The sequence below is a fragment of the Mesobacillus stamsii genome, assembly GCF_030814065.1.
Taxonomy (GTDB): domain Bacteria; phylum Bacillota; class Bacilli; order Bacillales; family Cytobacillaceae; genus Mesobacillus; species Mesobacillus stamsii.
In genome coordinates this window covers 71911-93188 of sequence record NZ_JAUSUN010000001.1, presented here as the reverse complement: position 1 = coordinate 93188, position 21278 = coordinate 71911, and the positions used below count along the sequence as shown (strand labels likewise).

The following is a 21278-nucleotide window of genomic DNA, read 5'->3' as shown; positions in this document are numbered from 1 at the left end:
AGTCAAACAACAAGATGAAAACATGCTGGAAAGAGGGATTTTCATGAATGATTATACTTCATCAGGATTTTATGAACTGATACACAAAAACGACCGTTTTTCTTTTCTGCAATTTATGCGAAAGGATGTAATATGTGATGTTTGCTATATCACTTTAAAAAATGTCATTACTGGTGAAACATTGACTTTTGAACAATCTGAAGTCAGTGGTTTAAAAGTAGCTGCTGAAAAAGCAAATGCCAGTTAACTATTGCTTATTTCTTGATGGTTTCTTTATACTAGAATGTATAATACTCATGTAAAGGAAGTGCAAATGATGATCCATATGAACTGGCAGGAACGCGAAACAATCAAAACTCTTAAATGCGTTCATACAGATGCAAAAAAATATATTGTCGATAAAAAGTTGACTCCAGGAAAGAAATATGAGGTCAAAAACGAGACAGAGGAATTCTTTTTTATTATTGATAATTCTGGTAAAGTTGGCGGTTACTACAAAGATTATTTTGAAAAGGAAAAATAAAAGAGAAAGGCTGGCGGCGAAAACCGTTCAGCCTTTTTTCTATTAAATGTATACCTTAACTCAATTTCCTGTGGTAGGATAAGGAAATATAGGGTAAGGAGTTGGAGACATGGATAAAAAAGTCACTTTGGAAGGTAAGACGGTAAAGTTGGTGTCTATGGATTCCAGTCAGCTGGATGGTTTATGGGAGGCCGGGCAGAATCAGTCAATTTGGGAATTTACATCAGCGAAGGTCACAAATAAAGGCGAGATGAAAAAGGTTGTTGAATCTGCGATCGCAGAAAAAGAGAAAGGGACGCAAATGCCCTTTGTTGTTCTTGACAAGAAAACTGAAAAAATAGTGGGTAGTTCAAGATTTCTCGACATTTCAGAGCTACATAATACGCTTGAAATTGGCTGGACTTGGTACAGCCCTGAGTATTGGAGAACTAGTGTGAATACGGAAACGAAATTGCTCATGCTCCAGCATGCTTTTGAAAATAGGGGTGTCAATAGAGTGCAGTTTTGTACAGATTCAAGAAATGTACGCTCACAAACGGCGATCGCCCGCCTTGGTGCGCAAAGAGAAGGAGTGCTTCGCAAACATCGAATTATCGCTGATGGTTATATAAGAGATACCGTTGTCTATAGTATCCTAAAAGAAGAATGGCCAGTTATTAAATCAAATTTATATGAAAAGTTAAATAGATAAAAGGAAGGTTTTTTCATTGGTATATCTAGGAGTAGGACTTGGAGGAGTGGTAGGAAGCCTCCTGCGGTACTTCGTTAGTGTTAGCACAAGCAACTTCTTAACGAATGGCTTTCCTGTTGGAACTGTAATAGTGAATTTAGCTGGATCTTTGTTCCTAGGATGGTTCACGTCTCGTATTATCGGGAAAAATATCCTGAATCCTGTATTGTCTACTTCCATCGCTACTGGTCTTACAGGCTCATTCACCACTTTTTCGACCTTCAGCATGGAAACAATAGTTTATATAGAGGATGGCAGGATCGGAATAGCCATATTTTATGTGCTTGTCAGTGCTGTTGGCGGACTGTTCCTTGCAGCAGTTGGTTATAGGCTAGGCGCAGTTCCTTTCGGGGAGGCAGGAAAATGAGTGGGTTTATATTGATAGCTTTAGGAGGAATGGCCGGAGCTACCTCCCGTTTCATGGTTCAAAGGGTAATCCCGAAGACTATTCTGCCCGTTGCTACGCTCACAGTAAATCTCTTGGGGTCTTTCCTGCTCGGATGGATCGTCGGTCAAGGAATCCAAGGGGATCTATATCTTTTCGCTGCTACCGGATTTATGGGAGCATTCACCACTTTTTCAACATTGAATGTGGACTTAGTAAAACTGATCAATAATAAACAATATAAAGTTCTAACAGTATATATGATAATAACCTATTTCGGCGGTCTCGCAAGTGGCTGTGCAGGCTTAATTATTGGCAGGTTATTGTAGAAAGAAAAAACACCAATTCTACTGAATTGGTGTTTTTTCTAGCTTTTCCACTTTTAGTGAATCTTGAGCATAAACTTTTTTTGCCAGTAATGTTTGTACAATCAAGAATATCCCGCCAACTGTCCAGTAAAGTGGAAGGGCGGAAGGTGCATTCAAGGAAAATAGGACGATCATAGCTGGTGACAGCAGTCCCATCAATTTCATTTGCTTTTTCTGATCTTCTGTCACATTAGACATGGATACCTTAAACTGCAGGTAGTAGATCACACCGGCTGCAGCAGTGATCCATACATCAGAATGCCCCAGATTGAACCAGAGGAAGGAGTGGCTGGCAATATCGGTGGAATTGCTTATCGCATAATAAAGGCCCATCAATATTGGCATTTGTATCAGCATTGGCAGGCAGCCGACAGACAGGGGATTGACGCCGTGCTTCTGATAAAGCCCCATCATTTCCTGCTGCAATTTCTTTTGTTCAGCAGAATCCTTCGTGTCTTTGAGCTTCTTCTGAATTTCATCCATTTCAGGCTTGAGCACTTCCATTTTCTCTTTCATGCTTTGCTGACTTTTGTATTGCTTTAACATTAAGGGCATCAAGATCAGCCTAATGAGTAAAGTGATGAAAATGATCGCCAGACCGTAGCTATCTCCTGTAATGCCGGCAAAAAACTTGATAAGCCAGGTGAAAGGATTGATAAAGGTTGTCTGGAAAAAGGATCCGTCGCTTGTCAACGACTGACATCCTGTTAATAGTGCAGGTATCATTAGAACAATCATCATGGTGAACAGCTTCTTCATTTTTCTCCTCCTAAATGAAATTGGATTAAAAACGAAAGGAGAAAAAATTGCTATCTTCCTCACCAGGATTGATTTTTATTTTTACACGCTTAAGAATTTGTAGACGAAGACTTATTCCTAGTTCAGCCTTATTTTTAAAAGCTATTTCAGAGGATGATGGCTTTAGCTTGATTCCAAATAAGTTTGAATCGATTATAGAGGTGTCACGCAATACCCAGAAAATGGCCATCGACATGCTGATGAGCAAAGTCAAATAAACACTATATACGGTTGTTGCATCAACTGACTGAACATAAATTTCTGATAGCATGTCATCACCTCTCTTCTGTCATTGCTTCATTATATTTGAGAAATCGAACCTTAGCAACTATTAATATATACGGACCTACCTGTAAAAAGTTTCATTTCCCATATAGTGGGATTTCAAAAATGGGATTAGGGGCAAAGTAGATAAAAAACTTCCCAATAAAGAGGAGTGGCAATCATGAAGAAGGTTGTGATTTAGATATTTTGACAGCTCTCATGATAAGATGGTATCAACAAAAAGAGGCTTGTCAAGAAACAACCGGAAAATTCACATCCCCCAATAGGTAACTGTATCAAAAACTCCAACAATGATTAATATGTAACCGGCAAGTTTCTGTACTACTGAACCCAGGTTGCGACTTTTTTTCATCAATGTTCCATTCAAGCCGACGTATGAAATAATTGCTGCAAACACAATCAGCGGGATGGAAGTGCCAACGGCAAAAACAGACGGAAGGATGGCTCCGTAGGATGTGCTCAGAACAATCGGCATAAGAGTGAAGAAGAATAATGAAAACATCGTAGGGCAGAACGCGATGGAAAAGCTTACCCCCATTAAGAAAGAGCCTGTTTTTCCTTTTCCTGTCCATTGTGGTAGAACAGAAGTTAAGCGATTGACCCAATTAAATGCAAAGAGCCCAATAAGTGAAAGGCCGATCACGATGAAAAGAGGACCAATTAGTTTGCGGAACCAAGAAAAGAAGCCTGGTAAGATTTGCTGGAAGCTATGACCAACTAGCCAAACTGTAAGGCCTAACAGTGTAAAGACAAGTATTTTTCCCAGGATGAAAAATACAATCTCAATCCACTGACTTTTCGTTTGCAGACTTCTGTTGCCATAGTAGGTTATCGCACCAAGATTTCCTGTCAGTTGGCATGGTGCAAGAGCCCCGACAAGGCCTAAGAGGAAGCTTGCCAATAAAGGGATTTGTTCAGTTTGATTGACAAGAGTGAAAAATGGGCCGCTTAAAAAATTACTTATTTCTGTAAACAGTTGATACATAAAGAACCTCCACAAAAAAATATTATCACTATGATACTAAAACAATATCAAAAAAGTATGCAGAAAAAAACAGCGGGCATAAATTCCTGCTGTTAATTCACTGCAATATGGGCGGTTAATAGCTTATAAGTATTTTCTACTTCTGCGTGGGAAGGTGGTTCAATACCTTTCAGGGGGTACTCGAGCCCCAATGCTTCCCATTTATAAACGCCAAGCTTATGATACGGGAGGATTTCAAGTTTTTGAACATTCGTCAAGCTGCCAATAAACTCACCTAATTTTGTTAGGTCCTCGATTTCATTTGTGACTCCAGGTACTAGTACATGGCGAACCCAAATGGGAACTTGGTTGTCGGATAAAAAGTGGGCGAACTCCAAGATGTGATCATTGGCCATACCAGTCAATTTAATATGCTTTTTGCGATTGATATGTTTTAAATCTAATAGGATCAGGTCCGTATAGTTCAATAGCTCTTCCAGCTGTTGTTGAAAAAGAGGAGCAGTGGAATAACATCCCCCAGAAGAATCAATCGTGGTGTGCACGCCTAGTTTTTTACACTCCTTAAAAAGTTGCGTAATAAATGGGATTTGTAACAGTGGCTCTCCACCGCTGACTGTAATGCCGCCGCCAGATGCTTCAATAAAAGGGAGGTAGGATTTTAAATCATCGATTAATTCGGAAACAGACATCTGTTTGCCTGTGCCGATCTCCCAGGTGTCTGCATTATGGCAAAATTGGCAGCGCAGCAGGCATCCCTGGGTAAAGATGACGTAGCGGATTCCAGGTCCGTCTACCGTTCCGAAGGTTTCAATAGAATGAATGTTTCCGATCATGATGATATCCCCTTTCTTTAAAACAGGAGTTCCCGCCAGGGGGAGGCAACTCCTGTTTCGGCATATGTTTACTATTTACATTGTTTCATGGAAAGTACGGTTAATTACATCCATCTGCTGTTCGCGTGTAAGCTTGATGAAGTTTACTGCGTATCCAGATACACGAATTGTTAGCTGCGGATATTCTTCCGGGTGTTCCATCGCATTTAACAGAGTTTCCCGGTTAAACACGTTTACGTTTAGGTGGTGACCGTCTTTGATTGCATAGCCATCAAGGATGGAAACAAGATTGTTTGTACGGCTGTCTTCATCTTTTCCAAGCGCTTTTGGCACGATGGAGAATGTGTTTGAAATTCCGTCCATAGCATAACTATACGGAAGTTTTGCTACAGATGAAAGGGATGCGAGTGTTCCTTTCGTATCGCGGCCATGCATTGGGTTAGCACCTGGCGCGAATGGTTCACCAGCACGTCTTCCATCCGGGGTATTCCCTGTCTTTTTACCATAAACGACGTTTGAAGTAATCGTTAAGATCGACATGGTATGGACAGAGTTGCGATAAGTCGGGTGTTTACGCAGCTTCGTCATAAAGGTTTTCACGAGTTCGACGGCGATGCTGTCCACACGATCATCGTTGTTTCCGTATTTAGGGTAGTCGCCTTCTGTTTCAAAATCAATGGCAATGCCGTTTTCGTCACGAATTACTTTTACCTTTGCATACTTAATTGCACTCAATGAATCTGCGACTACGCTTAAGCCTGCAATTCCCGTGGCCATTGTTCGAAGCACTTCTGTATCATGCAACGCCATCTCGATTCTTTCATAGCTGTATTTATCATGCATGTAATGAATGACATTGAGAGTGTTGATATAGAGTCCGGCTAGCCATTCCATCACAGTATCGAATTTGGCGATTACTTCTTTATAGTCAAGCACTTCGGAAGTTATTGGGCTTAAAGCCGGAGCAACTTGAATCTTAAGTTTTTCATCGACGCCACCATTGATCGCATAAAGCAATGCTTTTGCCAGGTTGGCTCGCGCTCCGAAAAACTGCATTTGCTTGCCGATTTCCATCGCTGATACGCAGCATGCGATTCCGTAGTCATCGCCGTATTCACAGCGCATTAAATCGTCATTTTCATACTGGATAGAGCTCGTTTTGATCGACATCTCAGCACAATACTTCTTGAAGTTCTCAGGCAGGGAAGGGGACCATAAAACTGTCAGGTTTGGCTCTGGTGCTGGTCCGAGATTATCAAGTGTGTGAAGGAAGCGGAAAGAGTTCTTCGTCACAAGTGATTGCCCGTTGTGTGCCATACCTCCTAGTGATTCTGTTACCCAAGTAGGGTCGCCGCTGAATAACTCATTATAGTCTGGAGTACGTGCAAATTTCACGAGACGAAGCTTCATGACAAAATGGTCGACAAGTTCCTGGGCTTCTTTTTCAGTAAGTGTTCCATTTTGCAAGTCTCTTTCCATATAGATATCGAGGAATGTCGCGACACGTCCAAGGCTCATTGCTGCACCATTCTGCTCTTTAATTGCTGCAAGATAGGCAAAGTAAACCCATTGGAATGCTTCGCTCGCGTTTGCTGCTGGCTTCGAAATATCGTAACCATAGCTCTGTGCAAGCTGCTTTAATTCATTCAATGAGCGGTATTGCTCAGAAATTTCTTCGCGCAGACGCATTGTATCCTCGGTCATGACGCTGCTAGTCATTGAATGATCTTTCTTCTTTTGCCCCATCAGAAAGTCAACACCATATAGAGCTACACGCCGATAATCACCGATGATTCTGCCGCGGCCGTAAGCGTCTGGCAGACCAGTGATGATACCGGCTTTACGAGCCTGAAGCATTTCCTTTGTATAAACATCGAATACACCTTGGTTATGAGTTTTGCGGAAGTCTGTGAAGATTTTTTCTACTTCCTTATCCAATTCATACCCATATTCCTCACATGCAGCTTTTGCCATACGGATACCGCCAAAAGGCTGCATAGAGCGCTTAAATGGCTGATCTGTCTGGAAACCGACAACCTTTTCCTTTGCTTTGTCTAAATAGCCTGGGCCATGGGAAGTGATGGTGGAAACCACTTTAGTATCCATGTCAAGGATTCCGCCATTGTCGCGCTCCTGTTTGGTCAATTCCATTACTTGCTGCCACAATTGGAGCGTTTCCTCTGTTGCATCTTCAAGAAAGCTTGAATCCCCGGTGAATTCAGAGAAGTTTTTCAAGATAAAATCACGAACATTGATTTCTTCTTGCCAAGTGCCATTATTAAAACCATTCCATTGTTTCATTTTTACTCACCTCTAGTGGAAATTTATATAACAGTTATCACAGTATTATCATACTACGAATAGAACAGAATGAGTGTGACGGATTTGTGAAATAATGAACAATATGATTAAATCACGCATTACATCTTTTAATTTAAAATAATGTATTAAACTGTACTATAACTGTCTGATGCTTTTTATATAAGAGACTAATAGACTTTACAAACAATTTAAAACAACTTTACATTCTTTTAATAAGAAGTTAATAGACCACTGCTATAGTAAACAAGTATTAAATATCATATCAGGAGGTATTGCAATGATGAAAGCTAACTTGAAAAAGAAGATTCTACCGCTCGCTGTCCTATCAACTGTAGCATTCGGCAGTTTAGTAGGAACCTTTAACGCCCAGGCAAAAGATGACGAGGAAAAAAATCGTGCAGAAATTAAGAATGTGATCTTCCTGGTTGGTGATGGTATGGGAGTCACGTATACATCAGCATACCGCTACTTAAAGGATAATCCAAAGACGCCAGAAGCAGAGAGAACAGAGCTGGATAAATACTTGGTAGGTAACCAAATGACTTACCCAGAGGACCCAAACCAAAATGTAACTGACTCTGCTTCAGCAGCAACGGCAATGTCAGCAGGTATCAAAACGTATAACAATGCAATTGCTGTTGACAATGATGGAACAGAAGTAAAGACAGTCCTTGAAGCTGCAAAAGAAAATGGAAAAGCAACTGGTCTTGTTGCTACTTCAGAAATTACACATGCTACTCCGGCATCCTTTGGCGCACACGATGAGAGCCGTAAAAATATGAATGCGATCGCAGATGATTACTATGATGAATTGGTAAATGGCGACCATAAAATAGATGTTATGCTTGGTGGGGGATTGAGCAACTTTGTCAGGAATGACAGAAACTTAGTCGAAGAATTCCAAAAAGATGGCTTTAGCTATGTAGACAATAAAGAAGATATGCTTAAGGATACGAATGATCAAGTTCTTGGCCTTTTTGCAAAAGGAGGCATGGACAAAATGATTGACCGCAAGGAAGAAACTCCATCTTTGGAAGAAATGACGAATTCGGCAATCAAGCGTTTGAATAAGGATAAGGATGGCTTCTTCTTAATGGTAGAGGGTAGCCAGATTGACTGGGCGGGTCATGACAATGATATTGTTGCCGCTATGAGTGAAATGGAAGATTTCGAGAAGGCATATAAAGCTGCAATCGAATTTGCGAAAAAGGACAAGCATACATTAGTTGTTGCGACTGCTGACCACTCGACTGGCGGATATTCCATTGGCGCAAACGGAATCTATAATTGGTTTGGAGCTCCGATTAAAGCTGCGGAGCGTACACCTGACTTCATGGCAGCTGAAATTGCAAAAGGTGCAGATGTAGAAGCAACACTGAAGAAATATATCGATTTTCCATCTGTTGGACTTCCAGAGCTTACAACCGAAGAAATCGAGTCTGTGAAAGCGGCAGCAACAACTAACAAAGCTGTGGGTATTGACAATGCGATTGAAAAGATTTTTGACAAGCGTTCCAACACAGGTTGGACAACTGGCGGGCATACTGGTGAAGACGTTCCAGTCTATGCATTCGGTCCTGGAAAAGAACTTTTCTATGGACAAATTGATAATACGGACAATGCGAAAAACATTTTTGATATTTTGAAAAATGGCAAAAGAAAATAATTCATTTAAAAATCTCCCGCAGGTACCTTGGCCAGCGGGAGATTTATTAAAAGGGGTTTTCGAAATGAGGAAATACCTGCAATTATTCCTGGCTGCTTCGTTGCTGACCGGCTGCTCATTTGCAGAAGCTGATTCAAACAAAACGGAAAAATCTACCGTAATTAATGGCAGTCCAACGAAGAAAAACACAGACGTTTATGTTCCAAACCCACAAGTTTCAGAAGATATAAGCCTCCATAAAGTTGGCGATTCAATCATTGATGATAAAGGCGAATTAACCCTCAAATCAATGAAAGAAGTGAATAAGACTTTTCAAGTAAATGGTATTGAGTATACAGTGAAAGATGTGAAATTATTGCACTTTGTTCCTGCCTACAGCTTGATTGATTTTTTTCATGCCTATACGCATGAGGAAGAATTTGATTTCGTAAAAATAAGTGTAGAGCTGAAGAATCATTCGAATGAAAACTATCATTTCGGTCCTGTAGCTATGGTGAAAATCAATGGTTCAATCCACAAGACGTGGGAAGATGATTTTTATCTAGAAAATCTAAATGGCGAAATTTCCGCCGGGCAAACGAAACTCGGCAGTCTTGGTTTTATTGTGGAAGAGCTAGATAGCTTGGATAAAGTAGAGCTGCTGTCTGGAGATATCGTTGATGACAACAAAAAGAAAGTCGCAGATCCTGTCAGCTTGGTTGTAAACGGAAATTAAAACAAGAACTCTAAACAGAACAAAAAGGGAAGCCAATAGAAATCGGCTTCCCCTTTTGTTTATTTTAATCAATCGATTTGCGTTAGGAAAGGTCACTTTTTAAAAGGGATATGGACAGCAACAGGAGAAATGAGATGGTCACCATAACAATAACCCAAAGCCAGGCGGTGTTCAGATGACCTGATTCAATTGCCATATAGATAGCAGTTGGAGCTGTTTGTGTTTTTCCGGGCAGATTGCCTGCAAACATAAGAGTTGCGCCGAATTCTCCAAGAGCTCTGGTAAAACTGAGGATTCCTCCTGTAACAAGCGATCTTGAAGAAAGAGGCAATGTTACATACCAAAACACTTTCCATTCATTTGCTCCATCTACTCTTGCCGCTTCTTCTGCACCTTGATCAATTTGAAGGAAGCCAGTTTTGGCTGACTGATACATCAAGGGAAATGCTACTACCGATGCTGCGATTACAGCGGCCCACCAGGTAAACATAATCGTGCTCCCAAATAAGCTTTCAACTATTCTGCCAATTGGGCTATTAATCCCAAATAAGATGATTAATAGAAAACCAACTACCGTCGGTGGGAGGACCAAAGGCAATATAAGCAGTGTTTCTGCTGCTGTTTTGCCAAAGAATTGCTTTCGTGCCATGAATCGAGCGAACAATAGCCCCAATAGAAAAACAGGCACTACTGATATGGAGGCAATTTCTAGCGATAATTTTACCGGCGTCCAAAAATCACTGCTCATAAAGAATCATTCCAATGCTGCTTGAAAGCCATATTTTTCAAAAATTTTCGTTGCTTCTTTGCCTCTCAGGAATTCAAGGAATTTGCTCGCTTCTTCCTTGTGTTTAGAACCCGAAATAACCCCTGCTGGATAAAGGATCGGATCATGCTGAGCTTCTTCCTCAAAAGGGATAATCCTTACTTGATCAGATATCATGGCATCGGTTTTATAAACAATACCAGCTTCTACGTTTCCGGTTTCAACATAGGTCAGTACCTGGCGGACGTCTTTTGTGCGGATAAGCTTAGGTTCAACCTTTTCCCATAAACCTAACGAGACGAAAGCTTGCTTAGCATACATTCCCGCCGGGACCGTTTCCGGAGTTCCAATTGCAATCCTTGAAATGACATCTTCTGTTAGTGATGTGGAAGAAAGAAGGTTTTTGTTATTTTTCTGGGTAATCAACACAAGCTCGTTTTTTAGTAGTTTGACAGTATGTTGCTGATCTATAAGTTTTTTTGCTTGTAGTGTATCAAATTGATCCTGTGCTGCGGAAATAAATAAGTCTACGGGTGCTCCCTGGGAGATCTGCTGTTGCAGAGAGCCGGAACCGCCAAAGTTATAGACAATGTTAATGTCTGGATATTGAGTTGAATAGGTTTCTTTCACTTCCTCTAAAGCCTCTTGAAGGCTTGCAGCGGCAGAAACGGTTAGCTCGCTTTCTTTCGTACCATTGTTGACACTGCAACCGGTGATAATCCCCACCAAGGCAACCAACAAAAATAGAAGTAATTTTCTCAAACAATGAACATCTCCTTACAGTTTTTAATCATAAGCAATGGTTATAACTGATTATATAGGATAGAGGAGGAGTCTATCTATTAAAAATATCACAAGTTGACGAAAATAACATCGATAACGGGGCAGGGGAAAGCAAAAATCCCCGGAGAGCATCCGGGGATTTTATGCTGTTTAGCTGGAAATTATAAAATTATTTAGTTGTGAATAACTACTTGTAGTTTCCTAATCCAGCTACAGCGCCTAGCCCCTCGAGTCGCTTCGGTCCGCCCAATAAAGTCAAAGAACGACTTCACCGGTCGGCCCTCCGAGGCACAGGATGTGCTAGACCCGGCCAGCCACAGGACGTGGCGTTCTAGGCGGGCAGCGCTTGTCGGGGCTGTTCGAGGCGCTTGCGCTTTTTGTTCCTTATTCATACATCTCAGCAATTTGCTTTTGGAGTGTTTCGTCATCAAGATATTCATCATAAGTCATTTGCTTATCGACTAATCCTGTTGGTGTGATTTCCATGATCCTATTTGCAACAGTTTGAACAAATTGATGGTCATGAGACGAAAAGATCATGGAACCTTTGAAGTTGATCATTCCGTTGTTCAAAGCAGTGATCGATTCAAGGTCCAAGTGGTTCGTTGGTTCATCCAACAAAAGCACGTTCGCCCCAGAAAGCATCACTTTAGATAACATACAGCGGACTTTTTCACCACCAGAAAGCACGCTTGCTTTCTTCAACACTTCTTCACCAGAGAAAAGCATCCGGCCAAGGAATCCTCGCAGAAAACTCTCGCTGTCATCCTTTGGCGAGAATTGGCGCAACCAGTCAACAAGAGTAAGATCGCTGCCTTCAAAGTACTCTGAGTTGTCTTTAGGAAAATATGCTTGGGAAGTGGTGACTCCCCACTTGAATGAACCGCTGTCTGGTTCCATTTCCCCAGTGAGTATTTTGAATAAAGTTGTTATCGCCATTTCATTTTTTCCAATTAAGGCAATTTTATCATCTTTATTCATGATGAAACTGAGATTATCAAGTACTTTGATGCCGTCGACCGTTTTTGTAATCCCATCAACCCGTAATAAATCATTGCCGATTTCGCGGTCCGGAGTAAATCCTACATAGGGATATTTGCGGGAAGATGGACGGATATCATCGAGAGAAATTTTATCAAGAAGTTTTTTTCGGGATGTAGCTTGCTTTGATTTTGAGGCATTCGCACTAAACCTTGCAATGAATGCCTGTAACTCCTTGATTTTCTCCTCTTTTTTCCGGTTGGTATCTTGCTGCATTTTTGACGCTAGTTGGCTTGACTCATACCAGAAATCATAGTTTCCTACATAAAGCTGGATTTTGCCAAAGTCAAGATCGGCAATATGTGTACATACTTTATTTAAGAAGTGACGATCATGGGAAACGACAATCACCGTGTTCTCAAAGTTGATCAGGAACTCTTCCAGCCATTGAATTGCAGCAATGTCAAGGTGGTTAGTAGGTTCGTCAAGGAGGAGAACATCCGGTTTGCCAAAAAGCGCCTGGGCAAGCAGGACTTTTACCTTCTCTCCACCGCTAATATCTGCCATTTTCTTTGCGTGCAGTTCTTCGCCAATTCCAAGACCTTTAAGAAGGATTGCAGCCTCGGATTCTGCTTCCCAACCATTTAATTCAGCGAATTCTCCCTCAAGTTCTGCTGCTTTCATGCCATCTTCATCGGTGAAATCAGCTTTCATGTAAATCGCATCTTTTTCCTGCATAACTTCATATAAACGGGTGTGCCCCATGATGACGACTTTCAATACTTCAACGTCTTCGTATTCAAAGTGGTTTTGTTTCAGCACAGCCATTCGCTCACCGGGTGTCATAGAAACATTCCCTGTCTGTGGTTCTATTTCCCCTGACAATATTTTAAGAAAAGTGGATTTTCCGGCCCCATTTGCACCGATCAATCCATAGCAATTTCCGTGTATAAATTTAATTTGAACATCTTCAAAAAGCTTTCGGTCACCATATCTCAGGCCAACATTTTCAACTGTAATCATGTATTTAGTAGCCTCCATTAATAGACATCTCAAAAATTATAACATGTTTTTAACATTTTGCGCGAATTCTTTTATAATCAAAAGGCTTAAAGAGAAACATTTTGTCCCTATGGATGTTTCATCGCGGGAAGAATGGGAAAAGCAGGAGTAACTAATCTGAAGGTTTATCTACATCTCTGAATAAAAATGGGAATTGATATGCTTTTCCTCACTAAATATTAATTTTTTTGCTTATTTTTCACACATTTTTCTTAATTTTCATGTAGAATAAAAATAGAAAAAGATGCATAAAAAGGAGTTTTTGAGATGGCTAAAAAGCAACTGGTTGATTTTGTAAACCGCCTAAAGGACGCAGGGATAAAAGTTAGCTTTACTAAGCCAAAATCAGAATTTTTCTCCCTGCAAAAAACAGAGAAACATCCCACCACGGTAAATTCACATTAAGGAAAAATAGACGCCTTTTACACTAAAGGTTAATAAAAATCAAAGAAAGCGATGTAGCCACCGCTTTCTTTGATTTTTATTACAGCTCATTCATGATGGCTTTAAACACTTCATCCTTTTGAAAATCTTCGCCCATAGGGAATTTCTTTATGAATTTATTTTTCTCATCGATCAAGTAAGTGAATGTACTGTGAACATAAAAGCCATTTCCCGGGTCGCGGAACTGGAATTTAAATGTATCGGCAACATTTTTGATTTTTTGTTGTTCTTCAAGTGTATTGGCGGGGTCTCCTGTAAGGAATATCCAATTACCATCATTTTCAAGTCCGTAATTTTCCATGTATTTTCTTAAAACCTCTGGGCTGTCCCGGTAAGGGTCTATGGTAATCGTAATAAATTGAACTTTGTTACCAAAAACATCTTCTTTCATTAAATCTGACCGCAGAAGGTTCATTTCCTGTGTAGTCGTCGGGCAGATATCTGGGCAATGGGTGTAAATAAATTCGACTAATTTGATCTTGCCAGGGTCTTCCCCAAATGTATATTTCTCCTCATTCATTGTTAACAAGGTAATACCACTTGGAATTTGTGCATTGGCATCCCTCACTAAAAAAAAGGAAATACCGGATCCAATACCAATTAAAATAATAAGTGTGCTGATTATATAGATTTTTTTCATAATTGCAAACCTCCCCCTATATAAGATATAAGAATCAGAGGGAAAATCATATGGACATTGTGTGAACTATGTTTATTCTTTTCGGAAGGATGATCATTGCCACGAAATTCTTCGTTGGAGCAATTTCCTGCTTCCTTCGTGCGGTAGAGAATGTAACGAGAGGAAAGTTTACACAATAAAAAAATAAGAAAAAATCTGCGGATATTGCGCAGATTTTTTTCATCGGATTACCATTTTTTAACCCTTAAAGGTATTCAGTATCCATTCTCCAACAACTCCGCCTAGATAAACGCCGACAATTCCTAGTACACCGGCAAGTACTGGTGGTGCAGGCAACGGAAGTTTAAGGAATTTAAATAAAATTCCAACGAGTAGCCCCGCAGTTAGACTCAATATAATTTCTCTCATAAATTCACCGCCTCATATTGCATGATAGATTAAATCGATAGGTGAGCAGACGTCTGATCACTTTAAGGCATACTTATTTTAACATGAAATATTTTAAATGAAAAAGCTTTATCCGCTCTTTTATTTTGTATAATCGACCTTTTTCTATTCTAGATCCGTTTGAAATGTTTGAGTATGGATTATGAATAAATGTCAAAAAATAATCCTTGAAACGAAAGGAGGGATCACTATAGTGAAAAAGGATTTCAGAAAAAGGGCAGAAGTTGCTGGACGGATGTATGAGCCGGCTGATTATCAAAGGGAGGACGAGCTTTCTAATGGACTTGCTTTGACCCATGAACAAGCAAACGACAGTTATGTAGAGGGCGAAGCGGGCGGAGAAATAGAACACACATCAGAGGCAAGTGATGAATTGAATAGAAGAGGTTACCAATAGGAGGGATCAGAGTGTCCGAAAAAGGAGAATTTCAATCGAACGATTTACAATATAAAATGCCTGAGGCATTAAAGAAAAAGAAAGATTTTGTGTATCGTGTAGGCTATACATCCAGTACGGGGAATCAAACGAATAATGAAGTGGAACCAATCAAAAGATCTGATCTTTGATAAACCCTTCTTTATAAGAGGCTTGGTTTCTCGAAAGAAAGCAACACTCCCTTTTTAATGGAAGTGTTGCTTTTCTTGCAATAGTTTTAAATAATGCCTTCACTCTTCCTTTTTAGATAAACAGCGATCGCATTCCATCATGTAAGATTCTACTTGCTCATTCATGCTTTCCCCACATTCTGGGCAAACCTTCAAGTGGCGAAAAAAATCAACTGGACTCATCATTAAAAACTCCTCCTTTTATAGTACAATATAAATTTAATTAATCTGTTATAGTACAGTATAAACGTACTTTTTTATTTTGTGAAGACCTTTTTAAAAAATTTATAAAATCAGGTATTTTCACCTATTTTTTAATAGGGAAAACGGAAAATGGTATATAAGTGTGGTTTACAATTTAGTCAATAGATAAAAATGACAAGTTTATTACAAATTAATTAATAATCTCTTTTAATCTTAGCGTTTTTAACATACAATCGATATGAAACTGTAAAAGAGGAATGATGCAAAATGGATAATTTAGAATTATCCTTTAATCCAATATTATTATTCGTTGCAATTTTATTGACAATCATGTCAGCTTATACTGCTTTGGACTTGTTTAGTCTCATTAAATCATCGGATCGCAATAAACGTTTGTTGTTTCTGAGCGGAACTTTTTCGCTTGGGATAGGGATTTGGGTGATGAATTTCTTCGGATTGCTTGCATTAAATTTAAACGTCAATCTATCGCTCCGTATTCCGATTACGATCCTATCCATCATCCTGGCTATTTCATTTACTGCAATGGCATTTTACACGATGGCAGATAAGAATGTGAAAAAGACCGATTTACTAGTAGGCAGTTTTTTTATGACCCTAGCAGTCATGTCTTCCCATATTCTAGGTATGTACTCAATGAGGCTAAACTTTACTTATCAGCCAGCAATCCTTCTTGTCGGACTTGCACTTGTATTCGTATCATTTTACTTTTCCTTCTGGATGCTTTTCTTATCCAAAAATTTTTCGCCAGGTTCCCACGGATGGATTAAGCCTTTAAGTGCTCTTTTTGTTACTGCTGCTATAGTAGAAGGTCATTTGCTATTATCTAGAGCTTCTATGATCACTCTTACCAATGGATTAATAGAGCAAACGGCAATACCAGAGTCCTTGATCAGTTATCTGATTGCATTTATTTCCATCCTGATACTTGCTGGATTGATAGGCTCCAGTGCATTAATCAGTAAAAGGCTCGCCGTCACTGACACGAATTTAAAGGATATTACGGATGCACTTAATACATCAGCGATTGTCGCTATTACAGATCCAAAAGGGAATATCACGTATGTAAATGAAAAATTCGTTGAAATTTCTGGATATCGAGAAGACGAATTGTTGGGTCAAAATCACTCCATCCTTAATTCTGAACTCCATTCTAAAGATTTCTTCAAGGGAATGTGGAGGACAATTGGGGCAGGGAAAGTGTGGAAAGCTGAAATCCGGAATAAGGCGAAAGATGGTTCTTATTATTGGGTGGATACGACGATTGTTCCGTTTTTAAACAGTCAAGGGAAACCGTATCAATATGTCTCGATCCGTTCAGACATTACACAGAGAAAGCTTGCAGAAGCAAGCTTGAAGGATACTCTGAAAGAAGTAAGTGATATTAATTTTGCCTTAGATCAGTCTTCGATTGTCGCATTTACGGATGGAAAAGGAATCATTAAAAGTGTCAATGATAAGTTTTGTGAAATATCTAAATATACTAGAGAAGAATTGATTGGAAATGATCACAAGATTTTAAATTCCGGATTGCATCCTAAAGACTTTTTTAAAATGCTTTGGAAAACGATTGGTTCCGGACAGGTGTGGAAGGGAGAAATCCGTAATCGGGCGAAGGATGGTTCTTATTATTGGGTCGATACAACAATTGTTCCGTTTTTGAACGAAAACGGTAAGCCTTATCAATACCTTGCCATCCGGAATGATATTACTGAGAAAAAAAAGTCTGAGGAAATGCTTCACCGTCAAGATAAGCTAGCTGCTGTCGGCCAGCTTGCTGCAGGTGTAGCACATGAGATTAGAAATCCTCTAACTTCGATGAAAGGGTATGCAGAATTCCTCCAGCTGGATGAAACAGACCCTCAGCGTCAGGAATTTATCGAAATCATTCTCGATGAAATAGACCGCGTCAATAATATAGTAGAGGAATTTATGGTCCTTGCTAAACCGAAGGCAGTGGAACTGGAGACAAAAAATATTATCCCTATTGTCCAAAATGTAGTTTCAATGTTAACTTTCGAAGCTAGAAAGAGAAAAGTAAAATTAGAAATGGACGCCCCAGAAGCAGGGATCGAGATTGAGTGTGATGAAAATAGACTTAAGCAGGTATTCCTGAATTTTATTAAAAATGGAATTGAAGCTATGCCAGATGGTGGACAGCTAATAGTGAAAATGGAGATTCAAGATGACAATGTTGTTATCTCGATTAAGGATACCGGTGTTGGAATTGCGCCAGAGATACTTAAAAAGATTGGTGAACCTTTCTATACGACAAAGAAAAACGGAAATGGTCTTGGTCTTATGGTTAGCTTTAAAATCATCGAGAGTCATCAAGGTAAGGTTTATATTGAAAGTGAACAGAACAAAGGAACAACCTTTAAAATTTTGCTACCAGTCAAAAATATACAATCATAGTAAGAAAAGCTCAGGGCGCCTTGGTCAGCCCCGACAAGCGCTGCCCGCCTAAAACGGCCACGTCCTATGGCTGGTGGGTCTAGCACATCCTGTGCCTCGGAGGTCCTGACAGTGAAGTCGTTCTTTGACTTCATTGGCAGGAACGAAGCGACTCGAGGGGTTAGGAGTCTGTCCGACGGAATGAAATCCACGTATTTTTATTCAAAATGAATGTTTTTATACAATAAAACGGATGAATAGGAAGCATTCTCACATAATTATAAGTTAAAAAATTTTTATCGGACAGACTCATAGGAACTGGAGCTAGACAATTATCGAAGTGAATTTCATACTTTTCTTTTAAAAAAGACAGAAATTGATTCTGTCTTTTTTTATAATATCAGAATTTATATGTTGACCATTTTTTGCAATTGCGGCATAGAGCCGAATATTCTTAACCGAATCTTTTTTGTTGATAGACACGAAGGAGAAAAACGTCTCGAGGAGTCAGCGACAAACGGCTTGCCTAAGCGTTGGGCTAGGTGCTAATGCTGGACAAATTATTTTGACAGGTTTGGGGGTGTAAAGCGAAAAGTTGTCAAGAAAGCCCCGTTATTTTGACAGGTTTGAGGGTGTAGAGCGGAAAGTTGTCAAGAAAGCCCGGTTATCTTGACAGGTTCTATGTTCTTATCAAAAAAACCGATCCTGTGATGGTTTGGGGTGAAATTATTTATTTGGATGGTGATAGGCGCGGTTGCTTTCGGAAAGTTTTGAGAGAAGCGAGGGGAGGCTCACCTGTCGCCCCGAGGAAAGCAAGTGTCTGGAGTGGAAATCGATTATCAGCCAAACCAAAAAGGACCGGGCGGTTTTTGCCCGGTTTTTTTTACTTAAAGAGTTGTGAATTTTCTAGCGCATTTTCGAGAAATTGTTGGGAAAATGACAAAAAAATCTCTTTCCTTTATCACATCGTTACAAAGATTTAGACTAATATGAAAGTAATGGTTTGTATAAAAAACATAACGGAGGGGAAAGTATGTCATCAATTAGTCAGGTTAAAACCGTTTGTGGTTATTGCGGTACAGGTTGTGGACTGATTTTGGAGGTGGAAGATAATAAGATTGTTAAAATCAGAGGAGATAAAGAGGCGCCTGTTAACAAAGGGCAAACTTGTGTGAAAGGGGCTTTTGCCTATCAATATGTTCATTCACCAAAAAGATTGGATACACCGTTGATTCGAAAAGCAGGCGAGCTTGTTAAGGTAACATGGGAAGAAGCATATGAGTATATCGCTAGCCATTTAACGTCGATTAAAGATCGATTTGGCCCAGAAGTCATCTCTATGTTTGCTTGTGCAAGGACTACTAACGAATCTAATTATGTTACCCAAAAATTCATGAGAACAGCTATCGGCAGCAATAATATTGATGGCTGTAACCGAACCTGACACGCTCCAAGTGTCGCCGGTCTGGCGACTGTTTTTGGCAGTGGTTTCCCTACCAATACTTTAGAAGATATCGATGAGGCTGAGGTTTTATTGCTAATGGGTTCAAATACGACTGAAGCTCATCCAATCATTGGGAATAAAATGAAGAAGGCCGCCAAAAATGGACTTAAAATCGTGGTTATTGATCCTAGAAGAATTGATATGGTTAAATCCGCACATAAACATTTACAAATTAAGGTTGGTACAGACATTGCCTTAATCAATGCGCTGATCCGGATTATCATAACTGAAAATTTATTCGACCCGGATTTCATCGGTAAGAACACGGAAGAGTTTGATGCTCTGCTGGAAAAAGTCAATAGGTATACCCCTGAATATGCAGCAGAAATCACGGGATTAAAGGCAGAAGACATCATCGAAGTGGCACGTCTGTATGCTGTGTCAAATCGTTCGATGATTGCCTATACACTTGGGATCACCGAGCACCACTGTGGTGTAAACAATGTATTTGATATCGCAAATCTGGCATTGTTGACAGGACATATTGGGAAGAAAGGAGCAGGTATCATGCCTCTTCGCGGACAAAATAATGTCCAGGGTGCAGGTGATATGGGGTGCCTGCCTAATCAGCTTCCAGGTGCAGTCAGTTTGCTGGATAAGGAATACCGGGCACGATTTGAGGCAGCGTGGGAAACAGAAATCAGCCAAAAAATTGGTGATACCCAAACAAGGGCATTGGATAAAATGGAAACTGGAGAGGTTAAAGCTTTATACTGCATTGGTGAGAATCCATTGGTAGCAGATGTCCACATGAATCATACAAGGAGATTATTAGAAAAACTCGATTTACTTATTGTCCAGGATATTTTCCTGACCGAAACGGCTGAAATGGCAGATGTGGTGCTCCCTGCGAAATCATGGGGAGAGGTTGATGGAACTTATACAAATACGGATCGCAGAATCCAGCGGGTCCGAACAGCAGTTAAGGCACAGTCTGGTGTAAAAGAAGATTGGGAAATATTATCAGAACTGTCTACGAAGATGGGCTATCAAATGAGTTATCATTCCAGTAAAGAGATTTGGAATGAAGTAAGAGAACTTGCATGGGAGATGTACGGCGGAATTTCCTACGAACGTTTGGAAGAGGAATATGGGGTACATTATCCATGCCCTAATGAAAATCATCCTGGTACGAAAATCATGCATGAGCGATTTTATGCTGGAACAGACAACAGCGAACGCTCTAGTTTTGTTCCTGTTGACTTCACACCACCGCTGGAAACTCCAGATGAAGACTATCCTTTTACACTGACAACAGGCAGACGTTATGAGTCGTATAATACCAATACCCAAACTCGTTATTACGCACCTGGTGTAAAAATAAAACAAACAGAAGAAACATTGGATCTCCATCCTGAAGACGCTTTGCGGTTATCAATGGTCGATGGTCAACTCGTTCGAGTAACTTCTCGGAGAGGCACACTTGTTGTAAAAGTGAAAATAACGGAACAAGTAGTCCCTGGACTTGTGTTTATGAGCTTCCACTGGTCGGAGGTACCTACCAATGTGCTAACTTTGAATGAATTTGATCCAATCTCTGGAACAGCAGAATTTAAAGCATGTGCGGTTAAAATCGAAAACATTACCTGATGAAAGCAAAAATCCCTTATTTAAGGGATTTTTGCTTTTTTTAATGCTATTTTTCCTAAAAGTAGCAGTGAATTCTGTATATATTAGTATGAAAAGGAGAAATATAACAGAAAACGTTATTAATAATCAAACTATTCAGACTTTTTGACATGTTCTCGTTATATTACTGTTATTCTCGTCATCAAACTTATATGTGATTGTTCTTTTTCTCCTGAAATTCTATGGTACG

23 protein-coding genes are annotated in these 21278 nt (G+C 39.9%); 12 read left to right on the top strand and 11 right to left on the bottom strand.

What is annotated here, in order from left to right:
- Window positions 1-43: 43 nt before the first annotated feature.
- From J2S25_RS00480 to J2S25_RS00460, 5 genes are all read left to right on the top strand, one after another.
- Window positions 44-247 (top strand): hypothetical protein, encoded by a 204-nt coding sequence (locus tag J2S25_RS00480; RefSeq protein WP_307190958.1) that lies wholly within the window; start codon window positions 44-46, stop codon window positions 245-247.
- Window positions 248-316: 69 nt separating this feature from the next.
- A complete protein-coding gene (locus J2S25_RS00475) occupies window positions 317-523 on the top strand; it encodes a DUF6501 family protein (RefSeq protein ID WP_307191039.1) in 207 nt (68 codons plus the stop codon).
- A gap of 109 nt (window positions 524-632) precedes the next feature.
- Window positions 633-1214 carry a GNAT family N-acetyltransferase gene (locus J2S25_RS00470; RefSeq protein WP_307190957.1) on the top strand — a complete coding sequence of 194 codons (582 nt, stop codon included), beginning with the start codon at window positions 633-635 and terminating at the stop codon, window positions 1212-1214.
- Window positions 1215-1230: 16 nt separating this feature from the next.
- The gene (gene crcB / locus J2S25_RS00465) at window positions 1231-1620 is read left to right on the top strand and encodes a fluoride efflux transporter CrcB (protein ID WP_307190956.1); all 390 of its coding nucleotides are present in this window, start codon (window positions 1231-1233) and stop codon (window positions 1618-1620) included.
- Window positions 1617-1967, top strand: a complete 351-nt coding sequence (locus J2S25_RS00460) for a fluoride efflux transporter FluC (RefSeq protein ID WP_307190955.1) — start codon at window positions 1617-1619, stop codon at window positions 1965-1967. The genes crcB and J2S25_RS00460 overlap by 4 nt, the downstream gene beginning before the upstream one ends.
- 18 nt (window positions 1968-1985) lie before the next feature.
- Here J2S25_RS00460 and yidC read toward each other — a convergent pair whose 3' ends face one another.
- The 5 genes from yidC to pflB all read right to left on the bottom strand — a co-directional run bounded on the left by yidC (window position 1986) and on the right by pflB (window position 7208).
- Entirely contained in the window at window positions 1986-2765 is a 780-nt protein-coding gene (gene yidC / locus J2S25_RS00455; protein ID WP_044392524.1) for a membrane protein insertase YidC, read from the bottom strand.
- A 25-nt stretch (window positions 2766-2790) separates the two neighbouring features.
- A complete protein-coding gene (locus J2S25_RS00450) occupies window positions 2791-3075 on the bottom strand; it encodes a hypothetical protein (protein ID WP_044392525.1) in 285 nt (94 codons plus the stop codon).
- A 264-nt stretch (window positions 3076-3339) separates the two neighbouring features.
- A complete protein-coding gene (locus J2S25_RS00445) occupies window positions 3340-4074 on the bottom strand; it encodes an urease accessory protein UreH domain-containing protein (protein WP_044392526.1) in 735 nt (244 codons plus the stop codon).
- Window positions 4075-4166: 92 nt separating this feature from the next.
- Window positions 4167-4907: a pyruvate formate-lyase-activating protein gene (gene pflA / locus J2S25_RS00440; RefSeq protein WP_307190954.1), complete on the bottom strand. Its 741-nt coding sequence runs from the start codon at window positions 4905-4907 to the stop codon at window positions 4167-4169.
- Window positions 4908-4982: 75 nt separating this feature from the next.
- The gene (gene pflB / locus J2S25_RS00435) at window positions 4983-7208 is read right to left on the bottom strand and encodes a formate C-acetyltransferase (RefSeq protein WP_307190953.1); all 2226 of its coding nucleotides are present in this window, start codon (window positions 7206-7208) and stop codon (window positions 4983-4985) included.
- 298 nt (window positions 7209-7506) lie between these two features.
- On the opposite strand from pflB, the gene J2S25_RS00430 reads away from it, so the two are divergent.
- The gene (locus J2S25_RS00430) at window positions 7507-8895 is read left to right on the top strand and encodes an alkaline phosphatase (protein ID WP_044392531.1); all 1389 of its coding nucleotides are present in this window, start codon (window positions 7507-7509) and stop codon (window positions 8893-8895) included.
- A gap of 64 nt (window positions 8896-8959) precedes the next feature.
- Window positions 8960-9610, top strand: coding sequence for a DUF4352 domain-containing protein (locus J2S25_RS00425; RefSeq protein ID WP_307190952.1), 651 nt, complete (start codon window positions 8960-8962; stop codon window positions 9608-9610).
- An 82-nt stretch (window positions 9611-9692) separates the two neighbouring features.
- On the opposite strand, the gene modB is transcribed toward J2S25_RS00425, so the two are convergent.
- The 3 genes from modB to J2S25_RS00410 all read right to left on the bottom strand — a co-directional run bounded on the left by modB (window position 9693) and on the right by J2S25_RS00410 (window position 13163).
- The gene (modB, locus tag J2S25_RS00420; RefSeq protein ID WP_307190951.1) at window positions 9693-10358 is read right to left on the bottom strand and encodes a molybdate ABC transporter permease subunit; all 666 of its coding nucleotides are present in this window, start codon (window positions 10356-10358) and stop codon (window positions 9693-9695) included.
- 6 nt (window positions 10359-10364) lie between these two features.
- Window positions 10365-11138 carry a molybdate ABC transporter substrate-binding protein gene (modA, locus tag J2S25_RS00415; protein ID WP_044392537.1) on the bottom strand — a complete coding sequence of 258 codons (774 nt, stop codon included), beginning with the start codon at window positions 11136-11138 and terminating at the stop codon, window positions 10365-10367.
- A 405-nt stretch (window positions 11139-11543) separates the two neighbouring features.
- A complete protein-coding gene (locus J2S25_RS00410; RefSeq protein ID WP_307190950.1) occupies window positions 11544-13163 on the bottom strand; it encodes an ABC-F family ATP-binding cassette domain-containing protein in 1620 nt (539 codons plus the stop codon).
- A 306-nt stretch (window positions 13164-13469) separates the two neighbouring features.
- On the opposite strand from J2S25_RS00410, the gene J2S25_RS00405 reads away from it, so the two are divergent.
- Window positions 13470-13607 (top strand): hypothetical protein, encoded by a 138-nt coding sequence (locus J2S25_RS00405; RefSeq protein ID WP_198528213.1) that lies wholly within the window; start codon window positions 13470-13472, stop codon window positions 13605-13607.
- A gap of 79 nt (window positions 13608-13686) precedes the next feature.
- Here the strand turns inward: J2S25_RS00405 and J2S25_RS00400 are convergent, their stop codons facing one another.
- Window positions 13687-14286, bottom strand: a complete 600-nt coding sequence (locus J2S25_RS00400; RefSeq protein WP_044395694.1) for an SCO family protein — start codon at window positions 14284-14286, stop codon at window positions 13687-13689.
- A gap of 237 nt (window positions 14287-14523) precedes the next feature.
- The gene (locus J2S25_RS00395; protein ID WP_307190949.1) at window positions 14524-14694 is read right to left on the bottom strand and encodes a XapX domain-containing protein; all 171 of its coding nucleotides are present in this window, start codon (window positions 14692-14694) and stop codon (window positions 14524-14526) included.
- Window positions 14695-14926: 232 nt separating this feature from the next.
- Here J2S25_RS00395 and J2S25_RS00390 point away from each other — a divergent pair, with 232 nt between their 5' ends.
- A complete protein-coding gene (locus tag J2S25_RS00390; RefSeq protein WP_307190948.1) occupies window positions 14927-15130 on the top strand; it encodes a YozQ family protein in 204 nt (67 codons plus the stop codon).
- Between the two features lie 11 nt (window positions 15131-15141).
- A complete protein-coding gene (locus J2S25_RS00385; RefSeq protein WP_307190947.1) occupies window positions 15142-15300 on the top strand; it encodes a hypothetical protein in 159 nt (52 codons plus the stop codon).
- A gap of 99 nt (window positions 15301-15399) precedes the next feature.
- Here J2S25_RS00385 and yhfH read toward each other — a convergent pair whose 3' ends face one another.
- The gene (gene yhfH, locus J2S25_RS00380; protein ID WP_307190946.1) at window positions 15400-15525 is read right to left on the bottom strand and encodes a protein YhfH; all 126 of its coding nucleotides are present in this window, start codon (window positions 15523-15525) and stop codon (window positions 15400-15402) included.
- A gap of 285 nt (window positions 15526-15810) precedes the next feature.
- Here yhfH and J2S25_RS00375 point away from each other — a divergent pair, with 285 nt between their 5' ends.
- Both J2S25_RS00375 and fdhF read left to right on the top strand, forming a co-directional pair.
- Entirely contained in the window at window positions 15811-17976 is a 2166-nt protein-coding gene (locus J2S25_RS00375; RefSeq protein ID WP_307190945.1) for a PAS domain S-box protein, read from the top strand.
- Window positions 17977-18988: 1012 nt separating this feature from the next.
- Window positions 18989-21049: a formate dehydrogenase subunit alpha gene (gene fdhF, locus J2S25_RS00370; protein ID WP_307190944.1), complete on the top strand. Its 2061-nt coding sequence runs from the start codon at window positions 18989-18991 to the stop codon at window positions 21047-21049.
- Window positions 21050-21278: the final 229 nt, after the last annotated feature.